The organism is Anaerobacillus sp. 1_MG-2023, assembly GCF_030547345.1.
GTDB lineage: Bacteria > Bacillota > Bacilli > Bacillales > Guptibacillaceae > Guptibacillus > Guptibacillus hwajinpoensis_B.
This window is the reverse complement of the sequence record NZ_JAUORD010000002.1, coordinates 221,197-234,600: the sequence shown is the minus strand read 5'-3', so window position 1 is coordinate 234,600 and position 13,404 is coordinate 221,197. Positions and strand designations below refer to the sequence as shown.

Sequence of the window (13,404 nt, the reverse complement as noted above, 5' to 3'; positions counted from 1 at the left end):
TAGTTCCTCCTCTTACAGCTTATACCGATAATAAGTTTGTTCTTTATCCTTTATTTTCACGATGACATTTTCCGATTCTAAATAATCTAAGTGACCAATTGTCTCTGAGAGTGTAAGGCCCACTTGCTTCTTATAAACACCTGGAAATAATTCCCTACATACTTCGAAAGCAGTTAGCGGCTGTTTTTGCAAGAGCAACGCTACTTTATTAGAGCGTTCTTCTTGCTTCCTTAGGCGCTCCTTTATTAAATCATCCGGATTTAAAATAGGCTCTCCATGTCCCGTATATACATATTGCAAATGAGCATCTAACGTTTTCCGATAAGAATCACGCTGCTGAATGAGTGGTTTTGGACGCTCTGTTCCTTTTACATAGGGCGGTTCGAGAAGCGGATTAGATGAGATTTTCTTAATAAGATGATCGCCAGCGATCATCGTTCCTGTTTCTTTATGCCATAGAGAAATATGACTTTGTGCATGACCAGGAGTTTCCATGACCGTCCATTCTGAACATCCAGGCACGGCATCCCCTTCAGATAGATGGATATCGCACTTCGCTCGATCTGTAAAAGCAAGATAATCACGCGTGTCGCGAGCATGATCAAAATACTGATCAGCCACCCCCGCTTCTCGATAGATACTTGTCATAAATGTATCATTTTCTTTCAAAAAAGAATCGCTCATTTGAAGCCAGCGATCATTTTTCCAATGTCCAAGCACACGTACTCCTCTTTCCATCATACCCCCCACCAGTCCAATGTGATCTGGATGATGATGAGTTAGTACTACTTGTTCAATATCCTCCAACGTATAACCATAATTTTTCAACTGCTCATTAAGTTCTCGCTGTGCCTCAGGTGTTCGCGGACCTGTATCTACAAGCGTCAGCACATCTCCTTTTATTAAAAAACAATTAACAGGGCCAACTGCAAATGGTGTTGGTACCGTCATTGAAAGAACGTCAGCTTTCGTTATATTCAAATTACCCGCCACCTCTACTTTTCTTTCGTTGCATGAACTAATTCTATTCTACCGCTCTTCCCTCTATTTGTCATTATAGCAAGATAATTAAATTTGAATTTTCCGACAATGGGTATTGACAATTCTCCCTGTTCGTTGCATACTATGTAAAATTAGATTGAACGTATTGGCTTTGAACGGGACTAGTAAAAGACTAGGTAAGCGTCAGAGAGAGGAATTCACCGGCTGAAAAATTCCTTCACTTCACCTACTTTGAACCTGCCCCGGAGCCTGCTGTGAAAACACAGCCGCTTCCCACGTTACAGGGTACTTGAGGATATCGCTATGATATCAAATGAAGGTGGTACCACGGATAACGCCCATTCGTCCTTTAAATAAAGACGAATGGGCGTTTTTATATGGAAGGATGAGCAAGATGAAGAAACACACCATCGCATTCATAGGTGCCGGATCGATCACAGAAGCCATCATCGAAGGTATGATCAAAGAAAAATTTATTCATGCAAATCAAATTGTTGTGATGAACCGCTCAAACTTGGATCGCCTTGAAGAACTTAAAGACAAATACAATGTGCAAACTACACAGAACATAGAGCAGTTATTAAAGAACAATAAAGTAATTATCCTCGCCATGAAGCCTGCTGACGCAGAAACTGCCTTAAAAAATATTCAACCATATATTAATGAGCGCCATCTTATTATCTCTGTACTTGCCGGAATCACAACCTCTTATGTTGAGGAGGCTATTGGAACGTGCACACCTATCGTTCGAGCTATGCCTAACACATCAGCTATGATTGGATTATCCGCAACAGCGATTTCTCCAGGTCATTTCGCTAAGAACGAGGACCTGTTATTTGCAGAAAACTTATTCCTTACAATCGGGAGTGTTGTACAGATTACAGAAGATAAAATGAACGCTGTAACGGGGTTATCTGGTAGTGGGCCAGCTTATTTTTACTATATGGTTGAATGCATGGAAAAAGCTGCGATTCAAAATGGCCTAGACAAGGATACAGCACGCGAGCTGCTGCTTCAAACAATGAATGGAGCCGCAAACATGCTCCGTCGCACTAATCAATCTCCAACTTTATTAAGAGAAAAAATTACAAGTTCAGGAGGAACAACTCAAGCTGGCATAACTTCTTTAAAGGAATATCAATTCGAAAGAGCAATATTGTCTTGTATTACAGACGCAACTAAAAAAGCAGAAGAGTTAGGAAAAGCGTTTGAGAAACAAAAATAACTAGCTAAACTAACCCGGACATTCGTACAATGTCCGGGCAAACAAAAATAGAGCGCCATTTTAATTACTTTAAAAGCCCTCTTTATCTATTTAAACACTCTTCTTCTGAACAACTTCACACCTCTTTTTCAAGTGATATAAAGCCTCTTCACCGTCGAGTCCATTTGCAATAATTTTCATTGGCCCAAAATGAGTTGTTAACCGTCCCATACTTAATATACTTTTAGCATTTAATCGTCTTCCTTCAACTTCAACAATAATATAACTACTAAACTCGTTCGCACTTTTGACAAAATCCATTAAAAAGGTCATTGTCACTTTACCTGTGATCAAAACGGTTTCTTTATATACCATTGCAACATCCTCCTTAGTAATATATACAACCGTTTGCACATTTCTATATTGACACCCTCTTTGGCTAACCGCAAGTCTTATGGCACCTTTCCTCACACACTCTTTGCGAATAACACATATCATACGTTAGGTATTCTAACATATGATGCATTTTCTTTTAGAGCCTATGCTATAATCATAGTAGATTGCCAGTTTAGAAGACTTCAATAGTATATGTAGCGGTAGCTGCATTATGAATATATCCACAGGGAGTGACTGGAGATGTCATACAAAGATAAAAAAGTTCTGCCAATCGGTTCAGTTAGTGAACTAACGGGACTATCTTTACGAAAAATCCGCTACTACGAAGAAAGAGGACTAATCTTGCCAGAACGATCTGGTGGCGGAACTCGAAAATTTTCATTTACGGATGTAGAGAAATTAATGGATATCGCCAATCAAATTGAAGATGGTATGCAAACATTTGAAATCAAAAAGCTATATAAGAAAGAAAAGCAGAAAGACAAAGATAAAATCAGAGATGAAATGATTCGTGGTCAACTAAATGCCGCTTTCAAAATGACGAAATAAACAAAACAGGCGACAAACGCCTGTTTTTTCATATGGACTCGTTTAAAATATACGATGCCGGGTATACCAATAAAGCATAACGATATTTATTATAAGGGGTTGTTCTAAATGAGTTTTCATTACACAGTTGAAACATCCAAAACAGTCGACCAGGCAGTCTCTGATTTAAGTACGGAACTTCAGACAGAAAAATTCGGTGTATTATGGGATTTCGATCTATCTGCTAAGTTACAAGAAAAAGGAATGGACTTTCATACACCTTATCGTGTTCTAGAAGTTTGCAATCCTAAAGAGGCTGAGCGCGTTCTAAATGAAGACAAATTAGTTGGATACTTTCTCCCATGTAAAATTGTTGTATATGAAGAAGGTGGTCAAACTAAAATCGGGATGCCCAACCCAACAACATTATTAAATTTAACGGGTGATGACAACTTAAGCGATATTGGCTCTGACATTGAAAAGCGCCTTGTTTCATGTATTGATAAAAGCAAATAGAATTACTGAACAAGAAGGTGTATCTCTAACGAGAAACACCTTCTTGTTTTATTAACCATTGTCTCGCAGAGCTGGCTCATAGCGATAGACAGTTAAATCAACTTTTGAATTAGGAAGAAAGACAATCCCTTCTCCTTCGAGCAACATTTTCTGATCAATAGAGCCTTCTTCCGTTTTGATACCAATTTCCCCTTTTGCGTTGATCACACGATGCCATGGGAGTTTATACTTCTGACTCATTGAATGGAGAATTCTAACCACTTGTCTTGCTCCTCTTCGACTTCCCGCACACTTTGCGATTTGTCCATATGTCATCACTTTACCAGATGGGATTTTACTAATAATCGAAACGACTTTCTCAGTAAATGGCTCCAAATACTTCACCCTCTAATGTAACTTTCTATCCACTTATTATAACAAAACCACGTAATTCCAAAAAATAAAAAGCGTTGTATAAAAAAATGTTCGTGCTAGAAACTAAGTTTAGTCCGCTATTGCAAAGGAGTTTAAATGTAATGGATAAGCGAATAATTGATTGGCCTACCTTTCTAGGTGCTTTAAGTTTATTACTGCTCGTTACCGTCCCACTTACGCTTTTTCCCGAGAGTGGAAAGGAATTTGTCGATAAAGCAAATGAGTTTGTTACAACCCAATTTGGTGTCCTTTATTTAATTGTCGGTCTCGGTATTTTTTTCTTTTTGATCTATGTCGCGTTCAGTGATAATGGACGCGTGCGATTAGGTGAAGAAGGAGAACGTCCTGAATTCAATAATTTTTCTTGGGCAGGAATGCTATTCTGTGCAGGAATAGGATCAAGTATTTTATATTGGGGAACGATCGAATGGGCCTATTATTATCAAGGACCACCGTTTGGATTGGAGCCTGGAACAGAAGAAGCTATCCTATGGGCAAGTACATACGGAATCTTCCACTGGGGACCAATCGCATGGGCGATCTACACCCTTCCCGCTCTTCCTATGGCTTATTTCTACTATGTTCGTAAAAAACCCGTTCTCAAAATAAGTGAAGCGACAAGACCCTTAATCGGAAACCTTGTTGATGGACCTTTAGGGACTATTATTGATGTTCTATTCATGTTTGGACTCCTTGGGGGAGCAGGTACCACGCTTGCCCTTGGAACTCCTATGATCGCTGAAGGAATCGATGCTCTGACAGGTATTGGAGTAACAATGGGCTTAAAGACGATGATTCTTCTTCTGGTCACAGCTATTTTTGCTATTAGTGCCTACTCAGGATTAAAGAAAGGAATTAAGGTGCTATCAGATATCAACTTAGTTCTCTCGATTTTTCTGCTTCTCTTTGTTTTAATAGTAGGTCCGACGCGGTTTCTCGTTGAAACGGCAACGAACAGTGTCGGCTTATTGTTAGATAACTTCTTTCATATGAGTACATGGACAGAGCCATTCAATGCTCTTGGTCCATATGATAAAACTGGATTCCCCGAGAGTTGGACCGTCTTCTACTGGGCATGGTGGCTTGTTTACGCACCTTTTGTCGGGCTATTCGTTGCCAAGATTTCAAGAGGTCGTTCTATTAAACAAATGATCCTTGGAACCATTAGTTACGGAACCCTGGGCAGCTTATTATTCTTTGGTATCCTTGGAAATTATGGACTTCATATGCAGTTAACAGGTGAATTCGACGTCATTAACGTACTCAATGACCAGGGTGCACCAAGAGCGATAATTGAAACGATTGCTCAGCTTCCCCTATCATGGTTTATGATTCTCGTTTTTGTTGTGTTAGCGATCATCTTTCTTGCGACTACGTTTGATTCTAGCTCCTATATTCTCGCTTCCGTTGTCCAAAAAGAGGTTAAAGATGAACCCCTCCGTTGGAATCGGCTCTTCTGGGCATTTGCTCTTTGCTTAATGCCACTGGTGCTGATGTTTGTTGGGGGACTTGGAACTCTCCAAACCGCAAGTATTGTCGGTGGGTTTCCTCTTCTATTTATCATGATTATGCTAGGTTGGTCGTTTATGCGTGCTTCAACAGCCGATATTAAAGCTTCTGAACACTATGAGCCCAAGACTTTTTCATTAAACTACAAAAAGATTTTACAAACAATTCGCCGCAAGAAAAATAAGCCGCAAAAAGGGCCGATTGACGCGCATTTTGAAGACGATAAAAAAGACGACTAACTTTTCGGCACCCGATTCAAACACAAAACATGATATTGATTATTTTTCCATATTTAAATTCTTGTTGACACTTTCAATTGGTCATGATAAAAATTGAATAACTCTAAAATAATTGAACTGCTTTGAAGGAAACTAAGTAGCTACCTTTTCCCTATTGAAGAGAGCCGATGGTTGGTGAGAATCGGTATATAAAAGGACGTGAAATTCATTTCTGGAGCTTCTTTTGCAATCGCAAAAGACGGTGAAGATCGTTATACTATGAAGTGGTGAGTTCATCTCACAACCAGGGTGGTACCGCGATAACAATCGTCCCTACGGATAACGTAGGGACGATTTTTTTGTGGCATAGCGTGATCAGCATTCAATACAAATTGAAAGGAGAAAACAGCATGAGTCAAAACGAACAGTGGTCATCAAGACTTGGATTTATCCTAGCTGCAGCAGGTTCTGCCATCGGTCTTGGCGCAATTTGGAAATTCCCTTATACAGCAGGACAGAACGGAGGCGGGGCTTTCTTTCTGATCTTCATCCTATTCACCTTAATTCTCGGTCTCCCTCTTTTGCTTGCAGAGTTCTCTATTGGACGAACAGCTCAAAGTAATGCGGTAGATTCTTATAAAACCATTTCTCCTGAATCAAAATGGTATCGCGTAGGGATTATGGGCATGATTACTTCATTCATCTTGTTATCCTTTTACAGTGTTATTGGGGGCTGGATTATTGCCTACCTGTATAAAGCTGTGTCAGGAGAGTTAAATGGACTATCTTCAGACGAATACGCTCAGGTTTTTGGAACGACCATTTCGAATTCATTTATTAGCATATTCGCACAATTTATTTTCATTATTTTAACGATCCTTGTTGTAGCAAGAGGTGTTGAAAAAGGAATTGAACAAGCAAGTAAAATTATGATGCCTGCATTATTTCTTCTCTTTATTATTCTTGTCATTCGTGCGGTAACATTAGAAGGTTCGATGGACGGGATCTTATTCTTGCTTCAACCCGATTTCTCAAAAGTCACATCACAAACCATACTTGAAGCAATGGGTCAATCTTTCTTTACATTAAGTGTTGGTGTATCCGTTATGGTTACTTACAGTTCTTACTTACCAAAGACGCAGAGCTTACCACGCTCAGCGATCTCGATTGTCGCCATGAACATTTTCATTGTATTGCTTGCTGGTCTTGCGATCTTTCCTGCTGTATTTGCTTTCGATCTTGAAGCAGGCGCTGGTCCCGTTCTATTGTTCAATGTCCTTCCGACAGTCTTTGGACAATTACCGTTCGGCATGCTCTTTTTCATTGCATTCTTAGTTCTTTTCTTATTTGCGGCATTAACTTCCGCCTTCTCTATGCTTGAAATCATTGTATCGGTGATATCAAAAGGCGATCTTAAGAAACGAAAAAAATGGGCATGGATTATCGGACTTGCGATTTTTGTTATTGGAATTCCATCTGCCCTATCATACGGCGTTTTAAGCGACGCGACATTATTTAATAAAACGATTTTTGATTTAGCTGATTATGCAGTAAGTAACGTTTTGTTACCAATTGGAGCATTATTAATTTCACTATTTGTTCCATTAAAAATGAAGAAGTCTGCACTCTATGAGGAATTAAAACGTGGAAGTGGCTTGAAAAAAGGATTGTTTGAAACGTGGTATTTTCTTATTCGCTTCGTTGCACCTCTTCTTATTTTGTTCGTCATGTTAGATGTCCTTGGTATCTGGTAGTATGAGTAAAAGCCTCACCAATCTGGTGAGGCTTTCTTGTTATATCATAATCTGTTATTCAGCATCTTCCTCTTCACCAGGAGAAGCGGGTTTTGGTTCGTCTTTAAGATCAAAATAAGCTTCAAATAATCGTCTAGCTATGTCTTTATTTACTGATTCATTTCGATCACTACTTAAGCTAGGGACTACAACAGCTAAGGCAATTTCAGGGTCCTCATAAGGAGCATAGCCAACAAAGGTTAAATTAAAACCCTTAACCTGATTATCACTACCAAATGACACCTGAGCAGTCCCTGTTTTACCCGCATGAGTGAAATCTACTCCCTTAAAATACTTTGTCGCTGTACCATTGGTAGCATTCGTTACTCGCCATAAACCATTTTGCACTCGATTTATATCACTTTGACTCATTTGAATACGATTCATTACGTTTGTATCGAACTGATCCACGATAATATTCGATAATCCATCGACATTTGAAGCTTCATGAACTTCTTTTAAAAAGTGTGGTTGAATTCTTTTCCCGTCGTTCGCAATCGTTGAAATATACTGAGCCATCTGCAAGGGGGTATACGTATCAAACTGCCCAATCATTAAATCCATTAAGTTACCAATTTGCTGAATGCCTCCATTGATTCCTGTTGTTTCAATTGGCATATCAATTCCCGTCTTATTACCTAATCCAAATTGATTAAAGTGATAACGAACAGCATTATAGCCATCTCGATTCCAGGGAATCCCGCTTGTGTCTGGAACATAATCAAACCCTGCTATCATCATAGCGATTCGGTACATATACACGTTGGAGGATCTTTCTAATGCTTCCACATCATTTACCCACCCTAAGTTTGCATATGAAGCTTTCTTTGGAGTAGAAGGAATAGATATTGGAGTATCGAACAGAGTTGTTCCATGGCTAATCACACCCGTTTCATAACCCGTTAGGACGGACGCACCTTTCACCGCTGATCCCATTTCATATGATTCTGAAAGGGTCCCATAGGAATACTCGATATACTCATTTTCTTTCGAGCTATATTTTGTTCCACCAAATGCTAATACCTCACCCGTTTCTGGATCCATTCCAATCGCATACGCACGATCAGCGTATGGGTTCCCACGAGCTCTAGCTTTTCTTAATTCCTCTTCAAGAATCGATTCAAGCTTCTGCTGAAGATCTATATCTACTGTAAGAACGAGATCATTCCCTCTTTTTCCTGGAGTCACCTCAGGTTCACCTATTGGTTTGCCCGATTTATCCGTTACGTACTTCTTCATCGCTTTCTGCCCTCTTAATAAATCCTCATACTGCTTCTCAAGATAGCTGATGCCCACAAGATCATTATTGTCGTAGCCTTTCATTGTATAGGCATCTAAAGATTCTTTAGGGATTTGTCCTAGATTACCAAACATCGTCTCCATCGTTTCATCGTATGGATAGACACGTTCGGCATCTGGTGAGATATCAACTCCAGGAAGCTCTTCTAGGTTCTCGCTCACTTTTGCGATTTCTTCTCTCGTTAATCCTTTTTTAATAGCCTGAGAAGAAAGCGCATACCCAGTATCCATTTGTCTTTTAATCGCGGCTATTTTTAGTTCCTCATGATCACTCGTTATTTCTTTAAGATCTTCTTCTTTAATCCGATCAAGTTGCAATTGATATGCTTTTTTAGAATCAAGATCATTCCGTTCTCCTTCCGATAACTTCTCCTTTGCCTTTTCTGGTCTCGTGATAATCCAAAAATCCTTTAAATCTCGTTCAGTCACTTTATCTGTATCCATTTCTATGTATGCTGCTAACTTACGAGCTACATCAATTCTTTCCTGCTGTTTCGTGTTCTGATTTCGGATATACGTTAATGTAAACGTTGGTTCGTTATCAACAAGTACTCTTCCATATCGATCATACATCTTCCCTCTTGGTGCTGATGATTTCGCTGTCACATTTTCTGTTTGCTCTGAAATTCGCTCAAAATCTTCTCCTTGCACAATTTGGATCACACCAAGTCGTAAGATTAAAACAGAAAACAATAAAAAAACAAAAAGAAATAAGATATTCAGCCGAAATGGCACATGTGTTTTCTTCATTTTTTCTTTAATCATAAAGGCCCCCCACGACATTTCCTTATCTTCCCAACTATCATAACATAGGTTTATTAGGACTTTTTTCCTTATTAGAAAATAAATACAATTTCATAACACATAAATATACGCTTACTTTATCTATAAGTTAGACGATTCAATTCGTTTGAATGGTTCAATTCAAATGGTAAAAGTAGCTATATGTAATCAATTCAGTCCTTTTTTCGTTTTTTACCCCATAAAGACATAACAAAAGGAGCGTGTTTAGTTAACACACTCCTTTACGTATTTCTATTAATGTCTAATTTATAGTATTGGAGAAAGCAAGCGTGAAATTGATTCTTTAAATCGTATCCAAAGCGAGCGGTCAAGATATCCCACTTCTGTTAGTTCCTGACTCTTCTTCATATCGTTTATGAAAATATTCTCCAGTTTCTTTGAGATTTCCTCATCATAGATAAAGGCATTTACTTCGAAATTAAGTCGAAAGCTACGAACATCAATATTTGCTGTTCCTACTGAAGATATTTCGCTATCAACCGCAATGGTTTTAGCGTGAATAAAACCGTTCTGGTAAATGTAAATTCTAGCTCCCGCTTTCAGTAATTCTCCTACATAAGAATAGGTTGCCCAGTATACAAACAAATGGTCAGGTTTGTTGGGAATCATTAACCTCACATCAACCCCGCTAAGAGCCGCTATACGTAAAGCATCTAACAGACTTGCATCTGGTATAAAGTAAGGGGTTTGTATGAATATGGTGCGTTTTGCTGATGTAATAAGCTTAATGTAACCATTTTTAATTTGTTCCCATTCTGAATCTGGTCCACTACTGACGACCTGCACACCTGCTTTTCCAATCGATTCGATAATAGGAAAGTAACAAGATTCATAACCTACTTTGTTCCGAGCAGCATGATTCCAATCTAAGAGGAACCTTGTTTGCATAGCGAGCGTTGCACTTCCTTCTATTCGTAGATGTGTATCACGCCAATACCCAAACTTCGGATTTAAACCTAAGTACTCATCACCAACATTAAACCCACCAACATAGCCAAGTTTCCCATCAATAATAACGAGCTTGCGGTGATTTCGGTAATTCAAGCGAGTATTAACATATGGAATTCGAGAAGGGAAAAACACCTCCACTTCTCCTCCCGCTGCAATTAAATCTCGAAAGAATCGCTTCCTTGTTTTTCTTGAACCCATTTCATCATAAAGAACACGTACCTTCACACCTTCTTGTGCCTTTTGAGTCAACTTTTCTACCAGCTTCCTACCAAGATCATCTTTTTGAAAAATATAGTATTGAAAGTGAATATGATCACTCGCACGGCCAATATCCTCAATTAGTGCGTTAAATTTTTCTTCTCCATCTGTAAAAACGCTTATTGCATTATCCTGAGTAAGTACTGCGTCATCATTTACAAGATGCATATAAATAAGATCTTTATGTCTGGCAATTTCTTCATGTCTAAATGGATAAATCCCGCTTTTGATCTCACTAACTTGTTCCTCAATTAAATCCTCAATTCCTACTTTTTTAATATTATCCCAATCAAATAATCTTCTTCGACTAAGGTTTTGTCCAAAAACTAAATACATCACAAAACCAAGCAGAGGAATAAAAAGAAGGACCATTAGCCAGGCCCACGTGGCCCCAGCATCCTTTCGTTCTAGGAAAATAACGAGCGCAGCAAAACCAAGATTTAGAACGAATAATATTCCTAATAAAATTGATATAATGTGCATAAATCATAACTCCTTTATTAACCACAATGACAAATTTTACTCTCTAATCCCTTAAGTTTACCTTATTTCTAAACTGTTATTAAGATTAATTGTGAAACAAGTGAATCCTTTCCATATTTTATCTCGTTATTAAATGATTTTACCCATTTTCTCTTGTTAGTTGAAACAAGAAATATTGAATTATATTACATGAAAGCTATTCCACTTCATCTTTTTTCAAAGTAAAATAGAAGCAACACATACAAGGAGGAGTTTAAATGAATGGTAAACCAATTCATTTCGATGGAAGCTCTGTTCCCTCTGTAACTTCAGCTAAGAATCAACCTCTTAAAATCACTGATGACGTTCGAAAATGTATCAGCTGCAATCCATTTCAACTGCCACCAACTAAATAATTCTTGCTAAAAGCCTTGCTCATCTAGCAAGGCTTTTAGGACTTTGACTTGATTTAATTACTATGAGGCAAATTCCTTGAATCAATCTTACGTCTGCTTTATAATTTGTCTTGAATTAAAAATAACTCAATTCAAGATAATTGGAACGAATAGGAAAGGAATGAATCTGTAATGGCAAAAGTTTTATACATCACTGCTCATCCACACGATGATACTCAATCTTATAGTATGGCAGTAGGTAAAGCATTTATAGAGACGTATAAGCAAGAAAATGAAACCGATGAGGTTGTTCATATAGATCTTTATAGTGAGCATATTCCTCAAATCGATGCTGATGTGTTCAGCGGCTGGGGAAAATTGCAGTCAGGAAAAGGATTTGAAGAACTATCAGCAAGTGAGCAAGAAAAAGTAAAGCGTCTTAATGAATTAAGTGAAGAATTTATTGAAGCAGATAAATATGTATTCGTTACTCCACTCTGGAATTTCTCTTTCCCTCCAGTAATGAAAGCCTATTTTGACTCTGTATCTGTGGCTGGTAAAGCCTTTAAATATACTGAAAATGGCCCTGTAGGTCTTTTAACAGATAAAAAAGCCATTCATATCCAGGCACGTGGTGGCGTGTATTCTGATGGTCCCGCTGCTGAAATGGAAATGGGCCATCGTTACTTCACAACGATGATGCAATTCTACGGTGTTCCAGAATACGAAGGACTCTTTGTAGAAGGTCATAATGCTATGCCAGATAAAGCAGAAGAAATTAAACAGGATGCTATTGCTCGTGCAAAAGACACTGCCCATACATTCTAATCTCGATATTTATTTACGAAAACCAGCTGAAGAACTAATTTCAGCTGGTTTTTTATACCTTCACATCATACCCCTGCTTTTCCACTACTTTCTGTATATCTGAGGAAGACACTTCATTTTTATCATAAGTTACTTTAGCACTTCCTTCCTTGAGATGAACTTCTACAGCTAAAACTCCATTCAATTCTAGTAAAGCAGTCCGAACGATCACCATACAATTTTCTCCAGGCATTCCTTTAATTTTCAAAGTTGTTTTTTCCACTTCTTGTTCACCCCTCCAGTTGTTAAGTTGACTCTATTCTTCCCCTATTCTTGTTAAAGTACTATGTCATAGAATTTAAAGCTAGAACTTTCAATTATAGCAAAAGACAGCAGGGGAAATTCCCTAACTGTCTTTTTGAGCTGCGGCCCAGAATACCCACCAGATCAATAATGGTTGGAAAAGTAATCTCACCCATAATAATACTTGATTTGCTTCATCTTGCCCTGGAGCAGGTACGCCAGCAATTGCTGCATAAATATTTGCTGGAAAAATAGCGATTAAATATATGACCGTCCACAATCTAGCCTGTTTTCGTGTGGAAGGAACAAGCAGAAGAATCGCTAATACGATCTCTATGATTCCAGTTAAATAAATGAGGCCGAGTTTGAACGGAACCCAATCGGGTACCATTGCGGCAAAACCTTCACCCTGAAGAAAATGAGCAAATCCTGCAAAAATAAAGAAGAAAGCAAATAAGACGAGGGCTATCATCCGAATCGTTTTTTTCATAAAGTATCTCCTTTTCACTTCGATTCTTTCATGATAGCAAACTCACCTTCATTTG

Annotated in this window: 14 protein-coding genes and 1 other annotated feature; of the genes, 7 read left to right on the top strand and 7 right to left on the bottom strand. The window is 38.4% G+C overall.

What is annotated here, in order from left to right:
• Window positions 1-12: 12 nt before the first annotated feature.
• The gene (locus Q4550_RS04985; RefSeq protein WP_303530777.1) at window positions 13-981 is read right to left on the bottom strand and encodes an MBL fold metallo-hydrolase; all 969 of its coding nucleotides are present in this window, start codon (window positions 979-981) and stop codon (window positions 13-15) included.
• A gap of 415 nt (window positions 982-1,396) precedes the next feature.
• Between Q4550_RS04985 and proC the strand changes: the two genes are divergently transcribed.
• On the top strand, window positions 1,397-2,227 hold the full coding sequence (proC, locus tag Q4550_RS04980; protein WP_303530776.1) for a pyrroline-5-carboxylate reductase: 831 nt from the start codon (window positions 1,397-1,399) through the stop codon (window positions 2,225-2,227).
• 90 nt (window positions 2,228-2,317) lie between these two features.
• Here the strand turns inward: proC and Q4550_RS04975 are convergent, their stop codons facing one another.
• Window positions 2,318-2,581 carry an HPr family phosphocarrier protein gene (locus tag Q4550_RS04975; protein ID WP_303530775.1) on the bottom strand — a complete coding sequence of 88 codons (264 nt, stop codon included), beginning with the start codon at window positions 2,579-2,581 and terminating at the stop codon, window positions 2,318-2,320.
• Window positions 2,582-2,842: 261 nt separating this feature from the next.
• On the opposite strand from Q4550_RS04975, the gene Q4550_RS04970 reads away from it, so the two are divergent.
• Window positions 2,843-3,151, top strand: coding sequence for a MerR family transcriptional regulator (locus tag Q4550_RS04970; RefSeq protein ID WP_194222063.1), 309 nt, complete (start codon window positions 2,843-2,845; stop codon window positions 3,149-3,151).
• Window positions 3,152-3,259: 108 nt separating this feature from the next.
• Window positions 3,260-3,646, top strand: a complete 387-nt coding sequence (locus tag Q4550_RS04965; protein WP_303530774.1) for a DUF302 domain-containing protein — start codon at window positions 3,260-3,262, stop codon at window positions 3,644-3,646.
• Window positions 3,647-3,697: 51 nt separating this feature from the next.
• Here the strand turns inward: Q4550_RS04965 and Q4550_RS04960 are convergent, their stop codons facing one another.
• Complete coding sequence (locus tag Q4550_RS04960; protein WP_303530772.1) at window positions 3,698-4,021, bottom strand: MGMT family protein; 324 nt, start codon at window positions 4,019-4,021, stop codon at window positions 3,698-3,700.
• 140 nt (window positions 4,022-4,161) lie between these two features.
• Here Q4550_RS04960 and Q4550_RS04955 point away from each other — a divergent pair, with 140 nt between their 5' ends.
• Together Q4550_RS04955 and Q4550_RS04950 are read left to right on the top strand one after the other, a co-directional pair.
• Window positions 4,162-5,808 (top strand): BCCT family transporter, encoded by a 1,647-nt coding sequence (locus Q4550_RS04955; RefSeq protein WP_303530771.1) that lies wholly within the window; start codon window positions 4,162-4,164, stop codon window positions 5,806-5,808.
• Between the two features lie 113 nt (window positions 5,809-5,921).
• Window positions 5,922-6,125, top strand: a binding site (T-box leader).
• Window positions 6,126-6,197: 72 nt separating this feature from the next.
• Entirely contained in the window at window positions 6,198-7,541 is a 1,344-nt protein-coding gene (locus Q4550_RS04950) for a sodium-dependent transporter (RefSeq protein WP_303530770.1), read from the top strand.
• 54 nt (window positions 7,542-7,595) lie between these two features.
• On the opposite strand, the gene Q4550_RS04945 is transcribed toward Q4550_RS04950, so the two are convergent.
• Both Q4550_RS04945 and cls read right to left on the bottom strand, forming a co-directional pair.
• Window positions 7,596-9,644 (bottom strand): peptidoglycan D,D-transpeptidase FtsI family protein, encoded by a 2,049-nt coding sequence (locus Q4550_RS04945; RefSeq protein ID WP_303530769.1) that lies wholly within the window; start codon window positions 9,642-9,644, stop codon window positions 7,596-7,598.
• Between the two features lie 285 nt (window positions 9,645-9,929).
• Complete coding sequence (cls, locus tag Q4550_RS04940) at window positions 9,930-11,375, bottom strand: cardiolipin synthase (RefSeq protein WP_303530768.1); 1,446 nt, start codon at window positions 11,373-11,375, stop codon at window positions 9,930-9,932.
• A gap of 257 nt (window positions 11,376-11,632) precedes the next feature.
• On the opposite strand from cls, the gene Q4550_RS04935 reads away from it, so the two are divergent.
• A complete protein-coding gene (locus Q4550_RS04935) occupies window positions 11,633-11,770 on the top strand; it encodes a hypothetical protein (RefSeq protein WP_194222070.1) in 138 nt (45 codons plus the stop codon).
• 171 nt (window positions 11,771-11,941) lie between these two features.
• Window positions 11,942-12,577 (top strand): FMN-dependent NADH-azoreductase, encoded by a 636-nt coding sequence (locus Q4550_RS04930; RefSeq protein ID WP_303530765.1) that lies wholly within the window; start codon window positions 11,942-11,944, stop codon window positions 12,575-12,577.
• 52 nt (window positions 12,578-12,629) lie between these two features.
• Here Q4550_RS04930 and Q4550_RS04925 read toward each other — a convergent pair whose 3' ends face one another.
• Window positions 12,630-12,839, bottom strand: a complete 210-nt coding sequence (locus Q4550_RS04925; RefSeq protein ID WP_303530764.1) for a cation transporter — start codon at window positions 12,837-12,839, stop codon at window positions 12,630-12,632.
• A gap of 123 nt (window positions 12,840-12,962) precedes the next feature.
• Window positions 12,963-13,349, bottom strand: coding sequence for a DoxX family protein (locus Q4550_RS04920; protein ID WP_303530762.1), 387 nt, complete (start codon window positions 13,347-13,349; stop codon window positions 12,963-12,965).
• Window positions 13,350-13,404 lie beyond the last annotated feature (55 nt).

Coding starts and splice junctions, on each gene's coding strand:
- proC (WP_303530776.1), top strand. CDS start 1,397: ATGAAGAAACACACCATCGCATTCATAGGTGCCGGATCGATCACAGAA.
- Q4550_RS04975 (WP_303530775.1), bottom strand. CDS start 2,581: ATGGTATATAAAGAAACCGTTTTGATCACAGGTAAAGTGACAATGACC.
- Q4550_RS04970 (WP_194222063.1), top strand. CDS start 2,843: ATGTCATACAAAGATAAAAAAGTTCTGCCAATCGGTTCAGTTAGTGAA.
- Q4550_RS04965 (WP_303530774.1), top strand. CDS start 3,260: ATGAGTTTTCATTACACAGTTGAAACATCCAAAACAGTCGACCAGGCA.
- Q4550_RS04955 (WP_303530771.1), top strand. CDS start 4,162: ATGGATAAGCGAATAATTGATTGGCCTACCTTTCTAGGTGCTTTAAGT.
- Q4550_RS04950 (WP_303530770.1), top strand. CDS start 6,198: ATGAGTCAAAACGAACAGTGGTCATCAAGACTTGGATTTATCCTAGCT.
- Q4550_RS04945 (WP_303530769.1), bottom strand. CDS start 9,644: ATGATTAAAGAAAAAATGAAGAAAACACATGTGCCATTTCGGCTGAAT.
- cls (WP_303530768.1), bottom strand. CDS start 11,375: ATGCACATTATATCAATTTTATTAGGAATATTATTCGTTCTAAATCTT.
- Q4550_RS04935 (WP_194222070.1), top strand. CDS start 11,633: ATGAATGGTAAACCAATTCATTTCGATGGAAGCTCTGTTCCCTCTGTA.
- Q4550_RS04930 (WP_303530765.1), top strand. CDS start 11,942: ATGGCAAAAGTTTTATACATCACTGCTCATCCACACGATGATACTCAA.
- Q4550_RS04920 (WP_303530762.1), bottom strand. CDS start 13,349: ATGAAAAAAACGATTCGGATGATAGCCCTCGTCTTATTTGCTTTCTTC.